This is a genomic window from Enterobacter cloacae complex sp. ECL414 (assembly GCF_021869685.1).
Taxonomy (GTDB): domain Bacteria; phylum Pseudomonadota; class Gammaproteobacteria; order Enterobacterales; family Enterobacteriaceae; genus Enterobacter; species Enterobacter kobei.
The window spans coordinates 1,707,648-1,724,588 of sequence record NZ_CP091481.1 but is presented as its reverse complement, the minus strand read 5'-3'; the positions used below and the strand labels follow the sequence as shown (position 1 = coordinate 1,724,588).

Sequence of the window (16,941 nt, the reverse complement as noted above, 5' to 3'; positions counted from 1 at the left end):
ATAATGACGACACAACAACCCGACTGGCAAGCCTATCTCGCGCAAATGGAGACCGTTCTTGGCGTGACGCTGGATGATGCCCGCCGCGCCGAGCTACAGGTACAGTTCAGCCGCATTGCCAGCATGGCCGCTCCATTGATGGCGCTGCCGCTCGATGACCGTCTGGAGATCGCAGGAGTGTATAAAGCATGACGCTACACGAGATGAGTATCAGCGCAATCCAGCAGGCGCTGAGTGCGGGCGAGCTGAGCGCCCATGAGATTGCCCGTCAGACGCTGGAGGCGATAGCGCGCGTGAACCCGCAGATCAACGCCTGGACCGCCGTGACGGAAGCGCGCATGCTCGCCGAGGCCGCGAATATCGACACCCTGCGCCGCGAAAAGCGCCCCCTGCCACCGCTGGCCGGCGTGCCCTATGCGGTGAAAAACCTGTTTGACGTTGCCGGGCATACTACCCTCGCCGGGGCCGAGCTGTTCAGCCAGCGCCCTGCCGCGGCCACTGACAGTTTTGCCGTACGTCAGCTACGTAGCGCGGGCGGGTTACTGACCGGGATGGTGAATATGGATGCCTACGCCTACGGCTTTACCACCGAAAACAGCCACTACGGCGCGACGCATAACCCGCACGACCTGACGCGCATCGCGGGCGGTTCGTCCGGCGGTTCAGCCGCCGCCGTGGCCGCCGGGCTGGTGCATTTTTCGCTCGGCACCGACACCAACGGCTCCATTCGCGTTCCGGCATCCCTGTGCGGGATTTATGGCCTGAAACCCACCTTTGGCCGCCTGTCGCGATCCGGTAGCCATCCGTTTGTCGCGAGTCTGGATCATATCGGGCCCTTTGCGCGCCGCGTGTGCGATCTGGCGTCGGTGTACGACGCGCTGCAGGGGCGCGATACCCGCGACGGTTTTCAGGCAGAACGCTCGCGCGAGGAGACGCGTCCCCTGCTCGAACGAGGTCTGGACGGCCTGCGCTGTGCGGTGCTTGGCGGCTACTTCACCACCTGGTGCGACACGGAGGCCCGGGACGCCGTGGCGCGGGTGGCGAAGTCCCTCGACGTGCAGGAGGAGCTGCAGTTCCCCGACGCCGGGCTGGCGCGCTCCGCGGCGTTTATCACCAGCGCCTCGGAAGGGGGTAACCAGTACCTGCCCGCGCTTCGCCGCGAGCCTGAGCGTTTTGAACCCCATTCCCGCGAACGGCTTCTGGCAGGCGCGATGATCCCTTCCGCCTGGTATATTCAGGCCCAGCGGTTTCGCGCTCAGGCGCGTCAGGCGTTCAACGCCTTGTTTGAACAAGCCGATGTCCTGATCGCCCCCGCCACGCCGCGTAGCGCCACGCGGATCGGTGAGCAAACCATGGAGATTAACGGTCAGCCGCTGCCCATTCGCGCCAGCATGGGCATGCTCACTCAACCGATTTCGTTCCTGGGTTTGCCGGTGACCACCGTTCCGCTACGCACCGCCCGGGGTATGCCGATTGGCCTGCAGCTGATTGCCGCGCCGTTTAACGAGCAGGCCTGCCTGCGCGTCGCGCGCGTGCTGGAAGAGAGTGGCATCACCGATGCCCGCCCGGCGGAGGTGGTCGCATGATGAATCACGATGACATTAACCTGCCGTGGGTGCTAGCCGAAGTGACGGCGGCGTTTTACCGCTATGAAGATGCGCTGGTGAGCAACAACATTGCCGTGCTGGATGAACTGTTCTGGCACGACAAAAATACGGTGCGTCTGGGGGCAGGTGAAAACCTGTACGGCATTGATGAAATCCGCGCCTTTCGTGCGGCGCGCCCGTCAGCCGGGCTGGCGCGAACGTTGCGTCACACCGTCATCACCACCTTCGGGGAGAATTATGCCGTGTGCAGCACCGAGTTTACCCGTGAAGGCAGCGAACGCATCGGCCGCCAGCAGCAAACATGGGTGCGGTTTGCCTGTGGGTGGCGGATCGTGGCGGCGCAGGTGAGTTTGATGTCGTAGTCGTAGGCCGGGTAAGGCGCAGCCGCCACCCGGCAAAACATCGCACAATTATTTCAGAAACGGATGCACCTCCCGCCAGTGGTCGGCAATCTGCTGGCGGGTACAGACCCACACCTGCTCATGCTGCTGCACGTAATCCAGGAACCGCTGTAGCGCGCGAAAACGCCCCGGCCGCCCCAGCAGGCGGCAGTGCATGCCGATAGACATCATTTTCGGCGCGCGTTCCCCCTCCTCGTACAGCACGTCAAAACTGTCCTTCAGATACGTATAAAACTGCTCGGCGGTGTTAAACCCCTGCGCGGTGGCAAAGCGCATATCGTTAGCATCCAGCGTATAGGGCACAATCAGGTGCGGTTTACGGGTCCCGTCGCTACAGGCCACTTCCGTCCAGAAGGGTAAGTCATCGCCATAGTAGTCGCTGTCGTAGTCGAAGCCGCCATGCTCCACGACCAGCTGGCGCGTGTTGGGGCTATCGCGCCCGGTGTACCAGCCTGTGGGCGGTTTGCCAAACAGATCGGTCAGCACGTGCACCGCTTTATGCAGATGCTCACGCTCCTGGGCGATGCCCATATGCTGATAGTGGATCCAGCGCCAGCCGTGGCTGACCACGTCATAATCTGCCGTTTTAATCGCTTCGACGATTTCCGGATGACGCGCCAGCGCCATCGCTACGCCAAAGACCGTCAGCGGCAGACCGCGTTTTTGAAATTCAGTGTGGATGCGCCAGAACCCGGCGCGGCTGCCGTATTCGTAGAGCGAGTCCATCGACATGTGCCTGTCCGGGTAGCTTGCGGCACCGATGATGTCCGACAGGAACTGCTCGGATCCGGCATCGCCGTGCAGAACGTGGTTTTCCGCTCCTTCCTCGTAATTGAGTACAAACTGCACGGCGATGCGCGCCTGATTCGGCCACCGCGCGTGCGGTGGGTTGCCTGCGTAACCGCGCAGATCGCGCGGGTAATCCTGTTCAAAAGTCCCCATTGCCACCCCCAAAAATTAAAATGGATTCAGTGCCTGAAATTGTCCGCTTAACGCTTTATTTTCCGGGAAGGCCAGATCCCCGTGCTTGCTGGTCGACAGCCCCAGCGCCACCAGCGACTCCACCATCTTCACCGCCGCGCTGACGCCGTCGATAACCGGCACGCGCAGTTCGCGCGTCAGCTCCTGCGCCAGCGTCGCCATGCCGCCGCAGCCCAGCACGATGGCCCCGCAGCCATCCTCTTTCAGCGCCTGTATACAGCGCGCGCGCACCTTTTCCTGCGCCAGGCCGCTGCCGTCTTCCAGCGCCAGCACCGGGAGATCGATGGCATGCAGCGCCGCGCAGTGGTCCTGAAAGCCATACTGATGCAGCAGATGGCGGGCGATAATCAACGTGCGCGGCAGCGTGGTGACCACCGAAAAGCGCGTCGCCACCAGCGTCGCCATATGCATGGCGGCTTCAGCAATCCCTACCACCGGACCCTGGGCCAGCTCGCGCGCCGCCAGCAGACCCGGGTCGCCAAAGCAGGCAATAACGTGACCATCCACGCCCTGCTGTCTGCCGAGTTTGACCTGTTCGAGAACGCCCACGGCAGCAATGGCCTCGTCAAAGTGGCCTTCGATGGACGGCACGCCTGCGGTCGGGCAGACCGCGAGGATTTCCGTTCCCGGTGCAGCCACCGCACGGGCTGCCGCACCGATGGTTTCCGTCATGGCGAGGCTGGTGTTGGGGTTGATCACTTGTATACAGACAGACGACATTACGACTCCTTGTGGCCGGCAAACAGCCGGGCAAAATCAGGCAGACACTCGCCCGCCCGCTCGAAGCTGAGGCTGGCGACGATATGTTCAAAATGGTGCATTAAGGCCTCGCTAAGCGGCTGGAGCGCCTTCTGACGCAGCAGATCCACCAGCTGTTCGTGATCGTTGCAGCGACAGCCCTGCCGCCACGGCGCACCCCAGGTGGCAATCACCAGCGATGAACGCTGGCTCAGGCCGGTCACCATCTCCGTCAGCACCTGGTTGCCGGAGATGGCCTGTAGCTGAATGTGAAAATTGGCGGAGTGGCGGATCGCCGCCGGGCCGTCATAGGCCTCGTGCGCCTGCTGCTCCTGACGAATAATGGCCTCCAGTGCTGCCAGATGCAGCGGCTGGCAGTGGGTCAGCACGTCCGGCAGATTAGCGACCTCCAGCAGCGCGCGGGTGCGGAAGATGTGCCGCGCCTCTTCTACCGTCGGGCTGGCGACGTGTGCACCACGTTTGGGCGTTAAGGTGACCATTTGCACAGCGGCGAGTCGTTGCAGCACCTTTCGGATGCCGGTACGGCTCACGCCAAACACCTCGGCCAGCGCCTCTTCCGGCAATTTGCTCCCCGGCAGCAACTGATGTTCGACAATTGCGGTCATCAGCGCCTGAAAGATGGATTCGTCTTTGTCATGCAGGTCTGGCGCGGTCTGCAGGCCATTTACGTTGTTCATTCACCACTCCGTGCTTTACCTTTCGTTATCGAATCGTATACATAAAAATAAAATATTGCATACAAGATTTATTATTTTGGCCTGGATCCTGCAACACCGTTTGCACTCCCACTCAACGGGTTTTCATTCACAGGAGCAGGTTTCATGCCAAACAGTCAAAACGCGCAGCAGGGTACGGCCGCTGATTCCGGTGCGGTTTACAGCCCACGTCTTTGCAATGAGGATCTGGCACCCACGCGTGACCAGAACTGGAGCTGGTACAACATCTTTTCATTCTGGATGTCGGACGTTCACAGCATGGGGGGATATGTGGTCGCCGCGAGCTTCTTTACGCTCGGGCTGGCAAGCTGGCAGGTGTTACTCTGCCTGCTGGTGGGGATTTGTATTGTGCAACTGTGCGCCAACCTGGTCGCAAAACCGAGCCAGATGGCGGGCGTGCCCTATGCCGTGATCAGCCGTCAGGCGTTCGGCGTCTTTGGGGCGAACATTCCGGCGGTGATCCGCGGGCTTATCGCCTTTGCGTGGTATGGCATCCAGACCTACCTGGCCGCCAACGCCCTGATGCTGGTGGCACTGAAGTTCTGGCCGTCGCTCTCTTCACTCACCACCGGCGCGTTCCTCGGCCTGTCACATCTGGGCTGGATCTGCTTCGCCATCATGTGGGTATTGCAGGCGATGGTTTTCTGGCACGGGATGAGCGCCATCAAGCGCTTCATTGATATCGCCGGTCCGGCGGTCTACGTAGTGATGCTGGCCCTTGCGGGCTGGATTGTATACAAGACCGGTTTTGACGGGATCTCCTTTACCCTCGCCAGCAAATCCCTGACCACGGGCGAGCAAACCTGGCAGATGATCACCGCGACCGCGCTGGTGGTCTCCTACTTCTCCGGCCCGCTGCTCAACTTTGGTGACTTCTCCCGCTACGGGAAAAGCATGGGGGAGATCCGCCGCGGTAACCGCTGGGGTCTGCCGTTTAACTTCCTGCTGTTCTCCATCGTCACCGTGGTGATTGTCTCCGGTACCCAGTCGCTGTTTGGCCGCATGATCACCGACCCGATTGAAACCGTCAGCCGTGTGGGTAACGATCTGGCCGTGGCGATTGGTCTGCTGACGATGATCACCGCCACCATCGGGATTAACATTGTGGCGAACTTTGTCTCGCCAGCCTTTGATTTCTCTAACTGCTCGCCGCAGAAGATCAGCTTCCGCACCGGGGGAATGATTGCTGCCGTCGGCTCGATCCTGCTCACCCCGTGGAACCTGTTCAACTCACCGGAGTTAATCCACTACACCCTGGACGTGCTCGGGGCGTTTATCGGCCCGCTGTTCGGCATACTGATTGCTGATTTCTATCTGATTAAACGCGGCAAGGTGTCGGTTGACGACCTGTTCGATGACACGCCAAAGGGCAAATACTGGTATCGCAACGGCTTTAACCCGAAAGCCATCGGCGCGCTGATCCCGTCCGTTGCCGTGGGCCTGGTGATTAGCTTTATCCCGGCCCTGCATGAGGTGGCGAACTTCAGCTGGTTCATCGGCGTCTTCCTCGGCGGCGTGACCTACCGCTGGCTGGCGCGGGAAGATCGCGAGACAGCAGGCGCGACGACGTTCAGCTCCCGCGTGGCAACGCAAAAAGAGTAACCCTTCCCTCCTCCTCTGGCCGCAGCGTAACTGCGGCCCGTTCATTCTGGCACTGTTCTTGCTGCGCTTTCTCACCCCGCTACGCAAACACGAAGGCAGGAACCATGATGGAATACCAGACTGCGATACGCGGTACATTTTTTGACATTGCCCAGGTCTGCGACAGCGCAGACACCATTGCCGAACACGCGCGCTACCTTGAGGACGGGCTGCTGTTTATTCAGAATGGCCACATTCTGGCGCACATGGCGTGGCAGGAGGGCGAGCAGTATCTTGACCCGCACAAAGGCTACACTGACCTGCGCGGCAAGCTGCTGCTGCCCGGTTTTATCGATACCCATGTGCATTATCCGCAAACGGAGATGATCGGCGCCTTTGGCGAGCAGCTGCTGGAGTGGCTGACCACCTATACCTTCCCGGTGGAGAGCCAGTTTGCCGATGAAGCCTACGCGAAAGAGATCGCCGAATTTTTCATTAACCAGCTGGTGAGTAATGGCACCACCACCGCGCTGGTGTTCTGCACGCTGCATCCGGAATCGGTCGAGGCGCTGTTTGCTGAGGCGCTGCGCCTCAACATGCGCCTTATCGCCGGGAAGGTGATGATGGACAGACACGCGCCGGACTACCTGAGCGAGGACGCGAAACAGAGCTATCGGCAGACGCGTGAGCTGATCCAGCGCTGGCATCACCGGGGGCGGCTGGGCTATGCCATTACGCCACGCTTTGCCCCGACGTCATCCCCCGAGTTGCTCGCCGCGGTCAGCCTGCTGAGAGAGGAGTTTCCGGATACCTGGCTGCAAACCCATCTGAGCGAAAACCCAAACGAAGTGGCCTGGGTGAACGACCTCTGGCCGGAGCATGAACGCTATCTGGACGTGTATCACCACTACGGCCTGACCGGGGAGCGCAGCGTGTTTGCCCACGCAATCCACCTGCACCACAGCGAGTGGCAATGCCTGCATGACACCGGTTCGGCGGTGGCGTTTTGCCCCACATCGAACCTGTTTCTCGGTAGCGGGCTGTTTCGCCTGCCCGCCTGCTGGCAGCACAGAGTGCGGATGGGCATCGGCACTGACGTGGGCGCGGGCACCACCTTCAGCATGCTGCGTACCCTGGGGGAAGCGTACAAGGTGGGTCAGCTCCAGAGCTACCGTCTCCGCGCCAGCGAGGCGTTTTACCACGCCACGCTGGGCGGCGCGCACGCCCTCCGGCTTGACGAGAAGATTGGCAACTTCACGCCCGGCAAAGAGGCGGATTTCGTCGTCATCGACCCGGACATAACGCCGCTGCAGCGCCTGCGCAATCGCCGCTGCCAGGACATTTACGAGCAGCTCTTTGTGCTGATGACCCTGGGCGATGAGCGCAACATCAGCGAAACCTGGGTCAACGGCGTGCAGGTGTGGTCAGCTGCCCCGGTAGGTTGACCAGCCACCGGGCGCAATCACAAACGGCAGATGGAAATGCTCGTCTGCCGATTCTCCCGTCACAAACTCAATCTGCGCGCAGGGATAGATCGTCTCGCGGCCTGTGTCGCTAAACCACTTACCGATTTCGGCCACCAGCCGGTAGCGGCCTTTTGCCAGGTTCGGGACGAATTCTGTGATGCGCCCACTGGCGTTCGTGACGCCAGTCGCCATGATCTCCCCGTCCCGCTCAAGATGAACCGTCACGCCCTCGGCGGGTTTCCCCGTTGAAATATCGAGAATATGGGTGCTGAGTGTGCTCATTCGCTTATGACTCCTTCCAGCCGCAGCAGCGTAATTTCCCGCAGCTGTTCCAGCGCGGTCAATACTTCCTGCGTATCGTTGTTTTCCAGCCGCGCGTTCAGCGCCTCTAAGATCTCTTCTCCGCTGCGGCCCTTCGCGCGGATAAGAAAGACCCGTCCGAAACGGGCTTCATAGCGGGCGTTTCCCTCCCGTAACGCCTGCGTCAGGGCAGCATCGCGATCATTCACCGCGCCCTGTTCCTGGCGCGACAGTGCTGCCTCCGCCTGGGAACCCGCTGGCTTTTCCCCGATACGCGGATGGGCGCTCAGGGCTTGCGTTAACGCCGTCTCATCCCAGCGTTGCGTCAGCGCCAGTGCCGTACTGAACACGTCTTCCCGGCGGGAGTAGGGCCGCCCGCGTACCAGGGCTTCAGCCCAGCCGGGGATCGCCACGCAGGGGTGGAGCCGCGCGAGAGCCTCTTTCTCAGGAAGCCGATTAAAGTCGTGCAGTGCGATCATAGTATCTCCTTGATTATCCTCTTTCAGGTCATTGCACAAACCACGCCACTCCTTGCCTGAGCGTGAAACAGTTGATTCCGTATAGCTCAACTGGAAATTTTTGATTCAAAAAAAGGCAAGCTCACCGCGTCTGTGCACCTTAGCAGTGCAAACCTGCCCTTCACAACGCCGTTTTCACCCTGTTGCAGCCTGGTACGCAAATTGCTGAATGGCTTTACACCCTGCAAAAGGAGAGAAGCATGAAAGCAATCGTTATTGGTGCGGGAATTGGCGGCCTGAGCGCCGCTGTTTCGCTGAAGAAAGCGGGCATCGACTGTACCGTGTTTGAAGCCGTCAAAGCGATCAAGCCCGTCGGGGCGGCCATCTCCATCTGGCCTAACGGCGTGAAATGCATGCAGCACCTCGGCATGGGCGACATCATCGAGACGTACGGCGGGCCGATGCGTTTTATGGCCTACAAAGATTACCGGCGCGGCGATACCCTGACCCGCTTTAGCCTCGCGCCGCTGGTCGAGCGCACCGGCGGGCGTCCCTGCCCCGTCTCGCGCGCGGAACTTCAGCGCGAAATGCTGGACTTCTGGGGGCGCGATAACGTGCAGTTTGGCAAGCGCGTCGAACGTGTGCGGGAAGATGACGCGGGCGTGAGCGTCACCTTCACCGATGGCACCGCGGCAACCGGAGATTTTCTGATTGCCGCCGACGGCAGCCACTCAGCGGTTCGTCCGTATGTGCTGGGGTATACGCCGGAGCGCCGCTACGCCGGTTACGTGAACTGGAACGGGCTGGTGAAGATTGATGAAGAGATTGCCCCGGCGCACCAGTGGACCACCTTCGTTGGTGAGGGCAAACGCGTATCGCTGATGCCCGTCTCCGGCGGACGCTTCTACTTCTTCTTTGACGTGCCGCTCCCTGCGGGTCTGGCAGAAGATCGCACCACCCTGCGTGCCGATCTTACGGGCTACTTCCGCGGCTGGGCGCCGCCGGTGCAAAAGCTTATCGCCGCGCTCGATCCTGACACCACTAACCGGATTGAAATCCACGACATCGAACCGTTCGATACCCTGGTGCGCGGCAACGTCGCGCTGCTTGGTGATGCCGGGCACAGCACCACGCCGGATATCGGCCAGGGCGGCTGTGCGGCGATGGAAGATGCCGTGGTGCTGGGCGAATGCCTGCGAGAGAACCATCACATTACGCTCGCGCTGCGACAGTACGAAGCGCTGCGCTGCGACCGGGTGCGTGACCTGGTGCTGAAGGCGCGCAAACGCTGCGACGTCACCCACGGCAAAGACATGACGTTGACGCAGGCCTGGTATCAGGAGCTGAAAGAGGAGACCGGGGAGCGCATCATCAACGGTCTGTGCGAGACCATTCAGGGCGGCCCGTTAGGCTGAACAAGAGGGACAACGATGAAAAGAGAACCGACTCCACCCGCCCACTGTACCTTTGAGCCAGAGGACTGGCTGCGCCTGGCGAAATGCTGGCATCCGGTTGCACGCGCCTGCGACATCGGCCCGGCACCGGTTAAAGCAACCCTGCTGGATGAACAACTGGTCATTTACCGGATTAACGACCAGGTCGTGGTCGCCCGGGATGTCTGTCCGCACCGTGGCGTGCCGCTGACGCTGGGCTTTCACGATGAGCACGGCATTATTTGTCCGTACCACGGCTTACGCTTCGGAGAGGACGGGCGCTGCAACCGTATCCCGTCCAGCCCCGACCAGCCCGTTCCGGCGAAGCTGAACCTGATTAACTACGCTGTGGAGGAGCGCTTTGGCCTGATCTGGACCTGTCTGGCCTTTGACCCGGATAATCCGGTACCGCTGCCCGCCATGCCGCACTGGGATGACGATGGATTCCAGCAGATTAACTGCCCGGCGTTCGAGGTGAATGGCTTCGCCGGTCGCCAGGTGGAAGGATTTCTGGACGTGGCGCACTTTGCCTGGATCCACACCGATACCTTTGCCGATCCCAATAATCAGCTGGTTCCCACCTATCAGCCGCAGGAGACGCCGTTCGGTTTCGTGGCCGATTACTGGAGTTCCGTGAGCAACTATCCCGCCAGTTCAGACGTCCAGGCTCCGGAGGGCTTCCAGTGGCTGCGTCATTTTGAAATGCATCTGCCGTTTACCGCCACGCTGACGATCCATTTCCCGGGGGAATCCCGACTGGTGATTATGAACGCCGCGTCGCCAGTATCATCGCGGGTGACCCGGATGTTCGCCCCTATCGCGCGCAACTTCGATCTGCATATTCCGGTGGAAGATGTGCATGCCTTCAATCTGCGCATTTTTGAAGAAGACCGTCTGATGGTCGAAACCCAGCGCCCGGAAAGCCTGCCGCTGGATCTGACGCTCGAAGCCCATATCCCGGCGGATAAAAGCTCGATTGCCTACCGTCGGGGACTGAAAAAGATGGGATTCGGCGAATTTTTCCTGGTATGACGGAGGCCAATATGTTGAGCGTTATCGTTGATGGGCTGTGCCGTGAGGGGGATAAAAGCCTCGCCGTCAGGCTGGTGGCGGAAAACGGCGCCGCGCTACCGGCGTGGCAGCCCGGCGCGCATATTGATGTGCACCTGCCCTGCGGCCTGGTGCGCCAGTATTCCCTGACCGGAGCCTGTGAGGACGAGGGGTATCTTATCTGCGTGGGGCGCGAAACCGCCTCGCGCGGCGGGTCGCGCTACGTTCACGAGACGCTGCGGCCTGGACAGAAACTCACGATCTCCGCCCCACGCAATCTGTTCCCGCTCGTTCAGGCAGAGCGGGTTTTACTCCTGGCTGCGGGCATTGGCATTACGCCGCTGTTTGCGATGGCCCTGCAGCTGAAGGCGGCCGGAACGCCGTTTACGCTGCATTATTACGTTAAAAATCGCGAAAGCGCGGCGTTTGTTCGGGAACTCTCAAAGTACGGTGAGTGCATCATTCATACCCTCAGCCCCCGCTCAGCGCTGGCAGAACATCTCCCCATACCGGAAGCGGGACTGCATGCCTGGGTGTGCGGACCTGCGGGTTTTATGGAGAAAGTCCGCAATGTGGCAACGACGAAGGGATGGGATAACGCCCACATTCACAGCGAGGCGTTTCAGCCTGCTGCGCCTGCCGCTGGTCATGAAACCGGCGAGATCTTTACCGTTAAACTGGCCTCCACCGGGGAGCGCTGGCCGGTGCCTGCGGATAAAACCATTGCCCAGGTCTTACAGGCAAACGGCGTAGACGTACCGCTGTCCTGTGAAATGGGGATCTGCGGCGCCTGCCTGACGCCAGTGATTGACGGCGTGGTGGATCACCGGGACGGCGTGCAGTCGGAGGCGGAAAAAGGCGCAACAAACCAGCAGGTGGCGCTGTGCTGCTCGCGGAGCCATTCGGGGGAGCTGGTGATTGGGCTGTAAAACGACATCAACATTTTAGCGGGCCTTCTTGCCGGGTGGCGCTGTGCTTACCCGGCCTACAATCCGTAACAATATCAATACATTGCACTATTCATTGTAGGCCCGTGCAAGCGTAGCGCCGCCGGGCGAAACTCACACATCGCTTTTTGCCAGCTCGTAAACGGGATCGCTATCCTGCCACGCGTACTCAATATGGCTGGCCTGCTCGCGCGCCAGGGCATCATCGCCCTGTAATCGCGCCGCCAGGGTAAAGGCGAAATCAAATACGTTACCCAGGCCGCGACCGCTCAGCAGATTGCCGTCTTCCACCACCTCGGCATCGACGTACCTGCCCTCGCTGACTGTTTTCCACAGATCGCCGGAACAGACGTAGCGGCGCCCCTTCAGCAGCCCGTTACCGCCCAGCACACGGGCGGCGGCGGAACAAATCGGGCAGATATATTTGCCCATTTCATCGTGGCGGCGGACGAAGGCGATGACCTCCGCGCTTTTCGCCAGGTTAACGCTGCCCTCCGGGCCGCCCGGTAACACTACGGCGTCAAAGGTGCAATCGAAACTGGCTTTCAGGGTGCTGTCCGCCACCATTGAGATGGCGTGATAGCTCACCACTTCGCGGCTCTCGCCGCAGGCAATCGTCTGCACCGTAATATTCAGGCGACGCAGGATATCGATGGTGACGATCGCTTCCCCCTCTTCAAAACCGGGGGCTAATAGCACGGCTACGCTTTTCATTTTGCTCTCCATGGCTTCAGGGTTACCAGTACGGGTGCCAAATCTGTCGCAGCCGCGCCAGCAGCTCGAGATAGAAATAGTCTCCCCAGCTACAGCACTGATCGACCCCCTTGCCGCTGCCCATATGATAAACCGAGTGTTGCAGCAGCCCTTCGGTCGGATCGTCGTCGTGGGCAAGGTAGTTATCGGTCAGCGACAGCGCAATACGCAGCGCCATCTCTTCGTAATACGCACGGTTTGCGTCGAGCGTCGGCAGCGCCTTGACCAGCTCCAGCAGACCGCAAGCGGCAATCGCCGCCGCTGAACTGTCGCGCACGGCGTCAGTACCGAGCAGCGCCAGATCCCAGTGGCACACATCATCTTCCGGCAAACGGTTGAGGAAGTAATGTGCCAGGCTGCGTGACAGCTCAACCATCTGCTTATCGCCGGTGTGCTGATAGCTGAGCAGAAACCCGTAAATGCCCCATGCCTGCCCGCGCGACCAGCACGAGGTGTCGCTGTAGCCCTGATGGGTATTACCAAAGCGCGGCTCACCCGTCTGGACATCCATATAGTATGTGTGATACGTCGAGGCATCTTCCCGCACGATATAGTTCGCGGCCTGTCCGGCGTGAGCCGTCGCCGCTTGCGCATAGCGCGGATCTCCGGTCTGTTCGCTGGCCCAGTACAGCAGCGGCAGGTTCATGTTGCAGTCGATGATCATTCGCCCCTGCTGCTCCGGGTCGTTTAAATCACCCCATGCCTGGATAATCCTGGCCGTTGGGTTAAAACGCTCCATCAGGCGCTCGGCTGCCAGCAGCGCCGACCGGCGAGCGGCTTCGTTGCCGGTTAGGCGCCAGGCGCTGATGCAGGAGAGCGAATAGAGAAAACCAAGATCGTGCGTTGCCGTGTCGATACGCTGCTCAATACGCCGGGCGAACGACGGTAAATAGCGCTCGGCGGCGTCACGATAATGCGCTTTGCCCGTCATCTCCCACGCCAGCCACAGCTGGCCTGGCCAAAAACTGGTGGTCCATTCCACGTTATCGGTGCGCGGCCAGACGCCCTTCTCACAGGCTTCGCCGGGGAATTTATCGCCGAAGGCAACAATATTTTTGTCGAGCTTGCGCGTTACGCGGGTTAACGCCGCTTCCAGCTTCTGGCTCAGGGCCAGGCGATCGACCTGATGCAGTTCGATCGGCCGCAGCGCTTCGGTGATAACAGATTTGGTCATAACAACTCCTGAATTAATGTTTGGCCGGTTCAACCGGGGCGGAATCTAATGCCGGAGCAAAGGGGCGTGAGACATCGCACTTAGACTGGCAGCGCGACAGCGTAAAGGCGGAAATCAGCGTAAATATCAGGGCGCAGCAGCCCATCAGCAGATAGGTATGCTCAAAGCCTATCCTGTCGTACAGATAGCCAGCAGGTGGGGCGACCACAATCGACCCCACGTAAATCATCGCCTGGTAGCCCAGCAGGTACATCGTGGCGTTAACCCGACGATGGAAATGTTCGGCGATGTATTTGAAGACCGAGATCAGCAGCAGCGCGATCTCGACGCCATAAAACGGTTTGATGATAGAGATCACTATCGGGTCACTGGTGAGTCCGGAGGCGATCAGCCGAGCCCCTACCACGCAGCCGCAGAACACCAGGCCGCGCTTGGCGCCGTAGTGATTCACCAGCCACGGGATACACATCATCATCAGGAATTCCATACCCGACTGGACGGTGCTCAGGTAGCCGTACCAGGCATTTCCCTGCTCTTTGGTGGCGAAGAATGATACGAAGTAGCGCGGGAATTGCTGTTCGGCGATAAACATCATCCACGCCACCCCGGCGACGTAGAGGCTGAACATCCAGAATTTGCGGTTTTTCAGGAGCATCAGCACATCGGCGAAGACAATCTTATTGGCGGAAATAACGCTGTTATTACGCAGCTGCTCATCGCCGATTTTGAGGCTAATCAGCACCAGCAGCATCAGTACCGAGGTACCGCTGCTGAGCAGAAAGTTGGCCAGCGGCGTGACGTTAAACAACAGCCCGGAGACCGAAGCCGCCATCGCCCAGCCCAGCGAACCCCACATTCTGATGCGGCCAAACTCCAGCCCGTACAGACGGCTAAAGCGGTCTGCGTAAGATTCAGATGCCGCCACGCCAGCGTACCAGCCCAGGCTCAGATACAGCGCGCCGATGATAATCCCGGCCATCGCATGGCTTTCCAGCAGCGGCTGGTACACCAGCGCAAAAAACGGTGCCATCAGCGCAGAAATGGCGCAGACAAAATAGAGCAGCCACTTGCTCATGCCGATTTTGTCCATGATGTAGCCATACACCGGCTTCAGGACAACCGCGAAGACGCCATTGATGGCGAACACGCTGCCGATAGTGATGCTATCGAGGCCCACTTTCTGGCTCAGCCACAAGGCGTACAGGCCAAAGCTGGATGACCAGGTGAAGAAGTAGAGAAAAATAAAGGTACTCATTTTGTACTGTGCGGCGCGTACGGACGATGATGTGCTCATAGCGATGTCTCCGGGGCCAGAACGAGCGTCGTTTCTTGTCGTGCCATCACGAAGCGTACCGCGTCATCGCTTATGAAGGCCTGCGGGCAGTGTTGCGGATCGAAGCCTGCGGCATTTCCCGCCCACACCGCGCTTATCAGCAAATGCGTGCCGGGGTCGAGTTCACCGCGCAGCAGCGGCACTGCCGCGCGCTCGGCAAACAACAGATTACTGTTTGGCGGCGTCACCACCGTTTCGCCGCGGCGGGCGTGCGGATGTAAACAGAAAATGGCTGAGGCATCCTGGGCATTGCGTAACCAGCAGGCGCTTTCCATCTCCTGCGCCTGCGGCTGTGGGCGGTTCGCGAGGCTAAAGCCCCCTTCCGCGCAATCCAGCGCGCGTTGAGTATTGATACGATGGACGCGCAGTTGCCAGTCGCCCAGCGCCAGCAGCCAGCTTTCAACCACCACGTCGCGCCACGGCAGCCAGCGGCTGTAAATGGTGCCGTCAGCGGTGACCACGTGCTGGCATTCACGGCGGCCACGCCAGTAGTTATCTTTTTCGGCCAGCAGCAGCATCGAATCGGGTGCGGCATGGTTCAGGCCGTAGCGCCCGCGTTCGAGGGTGAAGCCAAAGCGGGTGGAATAGGCAAATTTGCAGTATTTCGCTTCGGTATTCACGAAGTTGTTCAGCTCCAGCTGGCCGGATGTCAGCATCCACAGGTGATCGGCCTGATGCACCACCACCTGATCCGCGTGGGCTATCGTGTGCTGCGCGGGCAATGGCGGCAGCGGCAGCTCGGCCGCCTGCCAGAAAGCGCCGCCCTCATCTAATGCCAGTACCAGCAGGGTCTTCAGGCCCCAGTACGGTGAACCCGGCGCGTTGTAGTCTTCCGCCATCACCAGATTCGGGTAGCTGTAGCCGACGCTCAGTATGCCGTCGCGGTCGAATATCGGCTGCTTCAGCCACCAGCGCAGATGGCGCAGCACGATGCCCTTAATCACGCCAGGCGAAAAGACCTCCAGCCCGGCGAAAGCCGCCGCACTCCAGAACGCCGCCTCGGCAAAGCGGTAGGTCAGGCTACGGCCAAACGGGATCGCCGCACCGTCTTCGGCAAAGAAATGAATGAAGTCAGAGGAGAAACGCGCGGCGCGATCGCGCAGGGTTGCGCACCGCGTTGGATCGACATCGGCCATTAGCTTCGCGTAAATCAGTCCATAGAAATGGAAGCCCATCGAGATGTAATAGTCGCGCGGCCGGCCCGGACCATCGGAGTACCAGCCATCGCCAAGATAGTAGTGCTCCATGGCAGCGAAGTGATTTTCCAGCGCCTGCGGATGGGTCGGCATGCCACAATAATGGAAGCCAACCTGCACCAGAATCGGGAAGAAGTGCCAGTTGTTATCGGGGATATCCTGGGTCTCGCACTGCTTTAGCCAGCGCCATAGATTCTCTTTCTCCGTCTCAGTGAAATGTGCCAGTACGGTTTCGCCCGCCAGCGCCAGCAGTAATCCGTAAGCCGCCATTTCGACGATTCGCTGATCGAAAGGACCGACATCGCCCCAGTAATCAGCATGCTGCGGATTGGTGCCGTTTTTTATCGCCTGTAAATAGAAAGAGAAGTGTTGCGGCTCGCTGCCGCCAGCCAACAATGGCGTGATGCCCCACAGCAGACGGGAAAAGGTTTCCATGCTCGCGACCTGCTGGCCGTAGTGAGCGGTAAAGTTCGCTAAATCAATGCGGCTGGCGTCTTTTTTAAAATAAGGCGTCACCGCGTTCAGCATATCGTTAACCAGCCGCAGTACCTCATCACGGCTCGTCAGTGGGTTATCCACATGAATATTTTCAGGTTGCACAGGGTCCTCCCGCATAACACGAGGGTAGAGATAAGTTATTGTTATTTGGCTTATTAAAGCCACGAGTGCGACGTCTGAATGAAGAGTAACCGCTTTTATTCCCGGTGCTGAGTGAGCAGACTCACAAAATTAAACCGGCATTTCATTTTTGCTGGATTTTGTCGATCGAGAGAGGGATAAATTACA

17 protein-coding genes are annotated in these 16,941 nt (G+C 59.9%); 8 read left to right on the top strand and 9 right to left on the bottom strand.

The window, feature by feature from the left end:
• Positions 1-3 precede the first annotated feature (3 nt).
• The 3 genes from hpxX to hpxZ are packed head-to-tail and all read left to right on the top strand — an operon-like array spanning position 4 to position 1,969.
• Positions 4-192 (top strand): oxalurate catabolism protein HpxX, encoded by a 189-nt coding sequence (gene hpxX, locus L3068_RS08015; RefSeq protein ID WP_014883291.1) that lies wholly within the window; start codon positions 4-6, stop codon positions 190-192.
• On the top strand, positions 189-1,586 hold the full coding sequence (locus L3068_RS08010; protein WP_014883290.1) for an AtzE family amidohydrolase: 1,398 nt from the start codon (positions 189-191) through the stop codon (positions 1,584-1,586). The genes hpxX and L3068_RS08010 overlap by 4 nt, the downstream gene beginning before the upstream one ends.
• On the top strand, positions 1,583-1,969 hold the full coding sequence (gene hpxZ / locus L3068_RS08005; RefSeq protein WP_023338226.1) for an oxalurate catabolism protein HpxZ: 387 nt from the start codon (positions 1,583-1,585) through the stop codon (positions 1,967-1,969). The genes L3068_RS08010 and hpxZ overlap by 4 nt, the downstream gene beginning before the upstream one ends.
• Positions 1,970-2,017: 48 nt before the next feature.
• Here hpxZ and puuE read toward each other — a convergent pair whose 3' ends face one another.
• The 3 genes from puuE to L3068_RS07990 are packed head-to-tail and all read right to left on the bottom strand — an operon-like array spanning position 2,018 to position 4,425.
• Positions 2,018-2,950, bottom strand: a complete 933-nt coding sequence (puuE, locus tag L3068_RS08000) for an allantoinase PuuE (RefSeq protein ID WP_117581345.1) — start codon at positions 2,948-2,950, stop codon at positions 2,018-2,020.
• A 15-nt stretch (positions 2,951-2,965) separates the two neighbouring features.
• A complete protein-coding gene (gene hpxA, locus L3068_RS07995) occupies positions 2,966-3,709 on the bottom strand; it encodes an allantoin racemase (RefSeq protein WP_032637029.1) in 744 nt (247 codons plus the stop codon).
• On the bottom strand, positions 3,709-4,425 hold the full coding sequence (locus L3068_RS07990) for a GntR family transcriptional regulator (protein WP_117581343.1): 717 nt from the start codon (positions 4,423-4,425) through the stop codon (positions 3,709-3,711). Before L3068_RS07990 ends, hpxA begins: the two co-directional genes overlap by 1 nt.
• 144 nt (positions 4,426-4,569) lie before the next feature.
• Between L3068_RS07990 and L3068_RS07985 the strand changes: the two genes are divergently transcribed.
• Positions 4,570-6,066 carry an NCS1 family nucleobase:cation symporter-1 gene (locus L3068_RS07985; RefSeq protein WP_047028032.1) on the top strand — a complete coding sequence of 499 codons (1,497 nt, stop codon included), beginning with the start codon at positions 4,570-4,572 and terminating at the stop codon, positions 6,064-6,066.
• 107 nt (positions 6,067-6,173) lie between these two features.
• A complete protein-coding gene (guaD, locus tag L3068_RS07980) occupies positions 6,174-7,490 on the top strand; it encodes a guanine deaminase (protein WP_117581341.1) in 1,317 nt (438 codons plus the stop codon).
• Here guaD and uraH read toward each other — a convergent pair.
• A complete protein-coding gene (gene uraH / locus L3068_RS07975; RefSeq protein WP_023332642.1) occupies positions 7,470-7,793 on the bottom strand; it encodes a hydroxyisourate hydrolase in 324 nt (107 codons plus the stop codon). The two genes, guaD and uraH, sit on opposite strands and share 21 nt — an antisense overlap.
• A complete protein-coding gene (uraD, locus tag L3068_RS07970) occupies positions 7,790-8,290 on the bottom strand; it encodes a 2-oxo-4-hydroxy-4-carboxy-5-ureidoimidazoline decarboxylase (protein WP_047028030.1) in 501 nt (166 codons plus the stop codon). Before uraD ends, uraH begins: the two co-directional genes overlap by 4 nt.
• 239 nt (positions 8,291-8,529) lie before the next feature.
• Between uraD and hpxO the strand changes: the two genes are divergently transcribed.
• The 3 genes from hpxO to L3068_RS07955 are packed head-to-tail and all read left to right on the top strand — an operon-like array spanning position 8,530 to position 11,681.
• A complete protein-coding gene (gene hpxO / locus L3068_RS07965; protein ID WP_117581339.1) occupies positions 8,530-9,684 on the top strand; it encodes an FAD-dependent urate hydroxylase HpxO in 1,155 nt (384 codons plus the stop codon).
• Between the two features lie 15 nt (positions 9,685-9,699).
• Positions 9,700-10,734 (top strand): molybdenum cofactor-independent xanthine hydroxylase subunit HpxD, encoded by a 1,035-nt coding sequence (hpxD, locus tag L3068_RS07960; protein ID WP_014883280.1) that lies wholly within the window; start codon positions 9,700-9,702, stop codon positions 10,732-10,734.
• Positions 10,735-10,745: 11 nt separating this feature from the next.
• The gene (locus tag L3068_RS07955) at positions 10,746-11,681 is read left to right on the top strand and encodes a PDR/VanB family oxidoreductase (RefSeq protein WP_236904786.1); all 936 of its coding nucleotides are present in this window, start codon (positions 10,746-10,748) and stop codon (positions 11,679-11,681) included.
• Between the two features lie 132 nt (positions 11,682-11,813).
• Here L3068_RS07955 and L3068_RS07950 read toward each other — a convergent pair whose 3' ends face one another.
• Genes L3068_RS07950 through L3068_RS07935 form a run of 4 tightly spaced genes read right to left on the bottom strand, consistent with a single transcriptional unit; the run spans position 11,814 to position 16,755 of the window.
• The gene (locus L3068_RS07950) at positions 11,814-12,413 is read right to left on the bottom strand and encodes a DJ-1/PfpI family protein (RefSeq protein WP_117581335.1); all 600 of its coding nucleotides are present in this window, start codon (positions 12,411-12,413) and stop codon (positions 11,814-11,816) included.
• Between the two features lie 22 nt (positions 12,414-12,435).
• Positions 12,436-13,626 carry a glycoside hydrolase family 88 protein gene (locus tag L3068_RS07945; RefSeq protein WP_023332637.1) on the bottom strand — a complete coding sequence of 397 codons (1,191 nt, stop codon included), beginning with the start codon at positions 13,624-13,626 and terminating at the stop codon, positions 12,436-12,438.
• Positions 13,627-13,639: 13 nt separating this feature from the next.
• Positions 13,640-14,920, bottom strand: a complete 1,281-nt coding sequence (locus tag L3068_RS07940; RefSeq protein ID WP_014883276.1) for an oligosaccharide MFS transporter — start codon at positions 14,918-14,920, stop codon at positions 13,640-13,642.
• Positions 14,917-16,755, bottom strand: a complete 1,839-nt coding sequence (locus tag L3068_RS07935; RefSeq protein WP_164954879.1) for a DUF2264 domain-containing protein — start codon at positions 16,753-16,755, stop codon at positions 14,917-14,919. Before L3068_RS07935 ends, L3068_RS07940 begins: the two co-directional genes overlap by 4 nt.
• Positions 16,756-16,941: the final 186 nt, after the last annotated feature.

What these genes read in the sequence shown, in the direction of transcription:
- hpxZ (WP_023338226.1), top strand. Translation starts at nt 1,583, where the DNA reads ATGATGAATCACGATGACATTAACCTGCCGTGGGTGCTAGCCGAAGTG.
- hpxD (WP_014883280.1), top strand. Translation starts at nt 9,700, where the DNA reads ATGAAAAGAGAACCGACTCCACCCGCCCACTGTACCTTTGAGCCAGAG.
- guaD (WP_117581341.1), top strand. Translation starts at nt 6,174, where the DNA reads ATGGAATACCAGACTGCGATACGCGGTACATTTTTTGACATTGCCCAG.
- uraD (WP_047028030.1), bottom strand. Translation starts at nt 8,290, where the DNA reads ATGATCGCACTGCACGACTTTAATCGGCTTCCTGAGAAAGAGGCTCTC.
- puuE (WP_117581345.1), bottom strand. Translation starts at nt 2,950, where the DNA reads ATGGGGACTTTTGAACAGGATTACCCGCGCGATCTGCGCGGTTACGCA.
- L3068_RS07945 (WP_023332637.1), bottom strand. Translation starts at nt 13,626, where the DNA reads ATGACCAAATCTGTTATCACCGAAGCGCTGCGGCCGATCGAACTGCAT.
- hpxO (WP_117581339.1), top strand. Translation starts at nt 8,530, where the DNA reads ATGAAAGCAATCGTTATTGGTGCGGGAATTGGCGGCCTGAGCGCCGCT.
- hpxA (WP_032637029.1), bottom strand. Translation starts at nt 3,709, where the DNA reads ATGTCGTCTGTCTGTATACAAGTGATCAACCCCAACACCAGCCTCGCC.
- L3068_RS07990 (WP_117581343.1), bottom strand. Translation starts at nt 4,425, where the DNA reads ATGAACAACGTAAATGGCCTGCAGACCGCGCCAGACCTGCATGACAAA.
- L3068_RS08010 (WP_014883290.1), top strand. Translation starts at nt 189, where the DNA reads ATGACGCTACACGAGATGAGTATCAGCGCAATCCAGCAGGCGCTGAGT.
- hpxX (WP_014883291.1), top strand. Translation starts at nt 4, where the DNA reads ATGACGACACAACAACCCGACTGGCAAGCCTATCTCGCGCAAATGGAG.
- L3068_RS07985 (WP_047028032.1), top strand. Translation starts at nt 4,570, where the DNA reads ATGCCAAACAGTCAAAACGCGCAGCAGGGTACGGCCGCTGATTCCGGT.
- L3068_RS07955 (WP_236904786.1), top strand. Translation starts at nt 10,746, where the DNA reads ATGTTGAGCGTTATCGTTGATGGGCTGTGCCGTGAGGGGGATAAAAGC.
- L3068_RS07950 (WP_117581335.1), bottom strand. Translation starts at nt 12,413, where the DNA reads ATGAAAAGCGTAGCCGTGCTATTAGCCCCCGGTTTTGAAGAGGGGGAA.
- L3068_RS07940 (WP_014883276.1), bottom strand. Translation starts at nt 14,920, where the DNA reads ATGAGCACATCATCGTCCGTACGCGCCGCACAGTACAAAATGAGTACC.
- uraH (WP_023332642.1), bottom strand. Translation starts at nt 7,793, where the DNA reads ATGAGCACACTCAGCACCCATATTCTCGATATTTCAACGGGGAAACCC.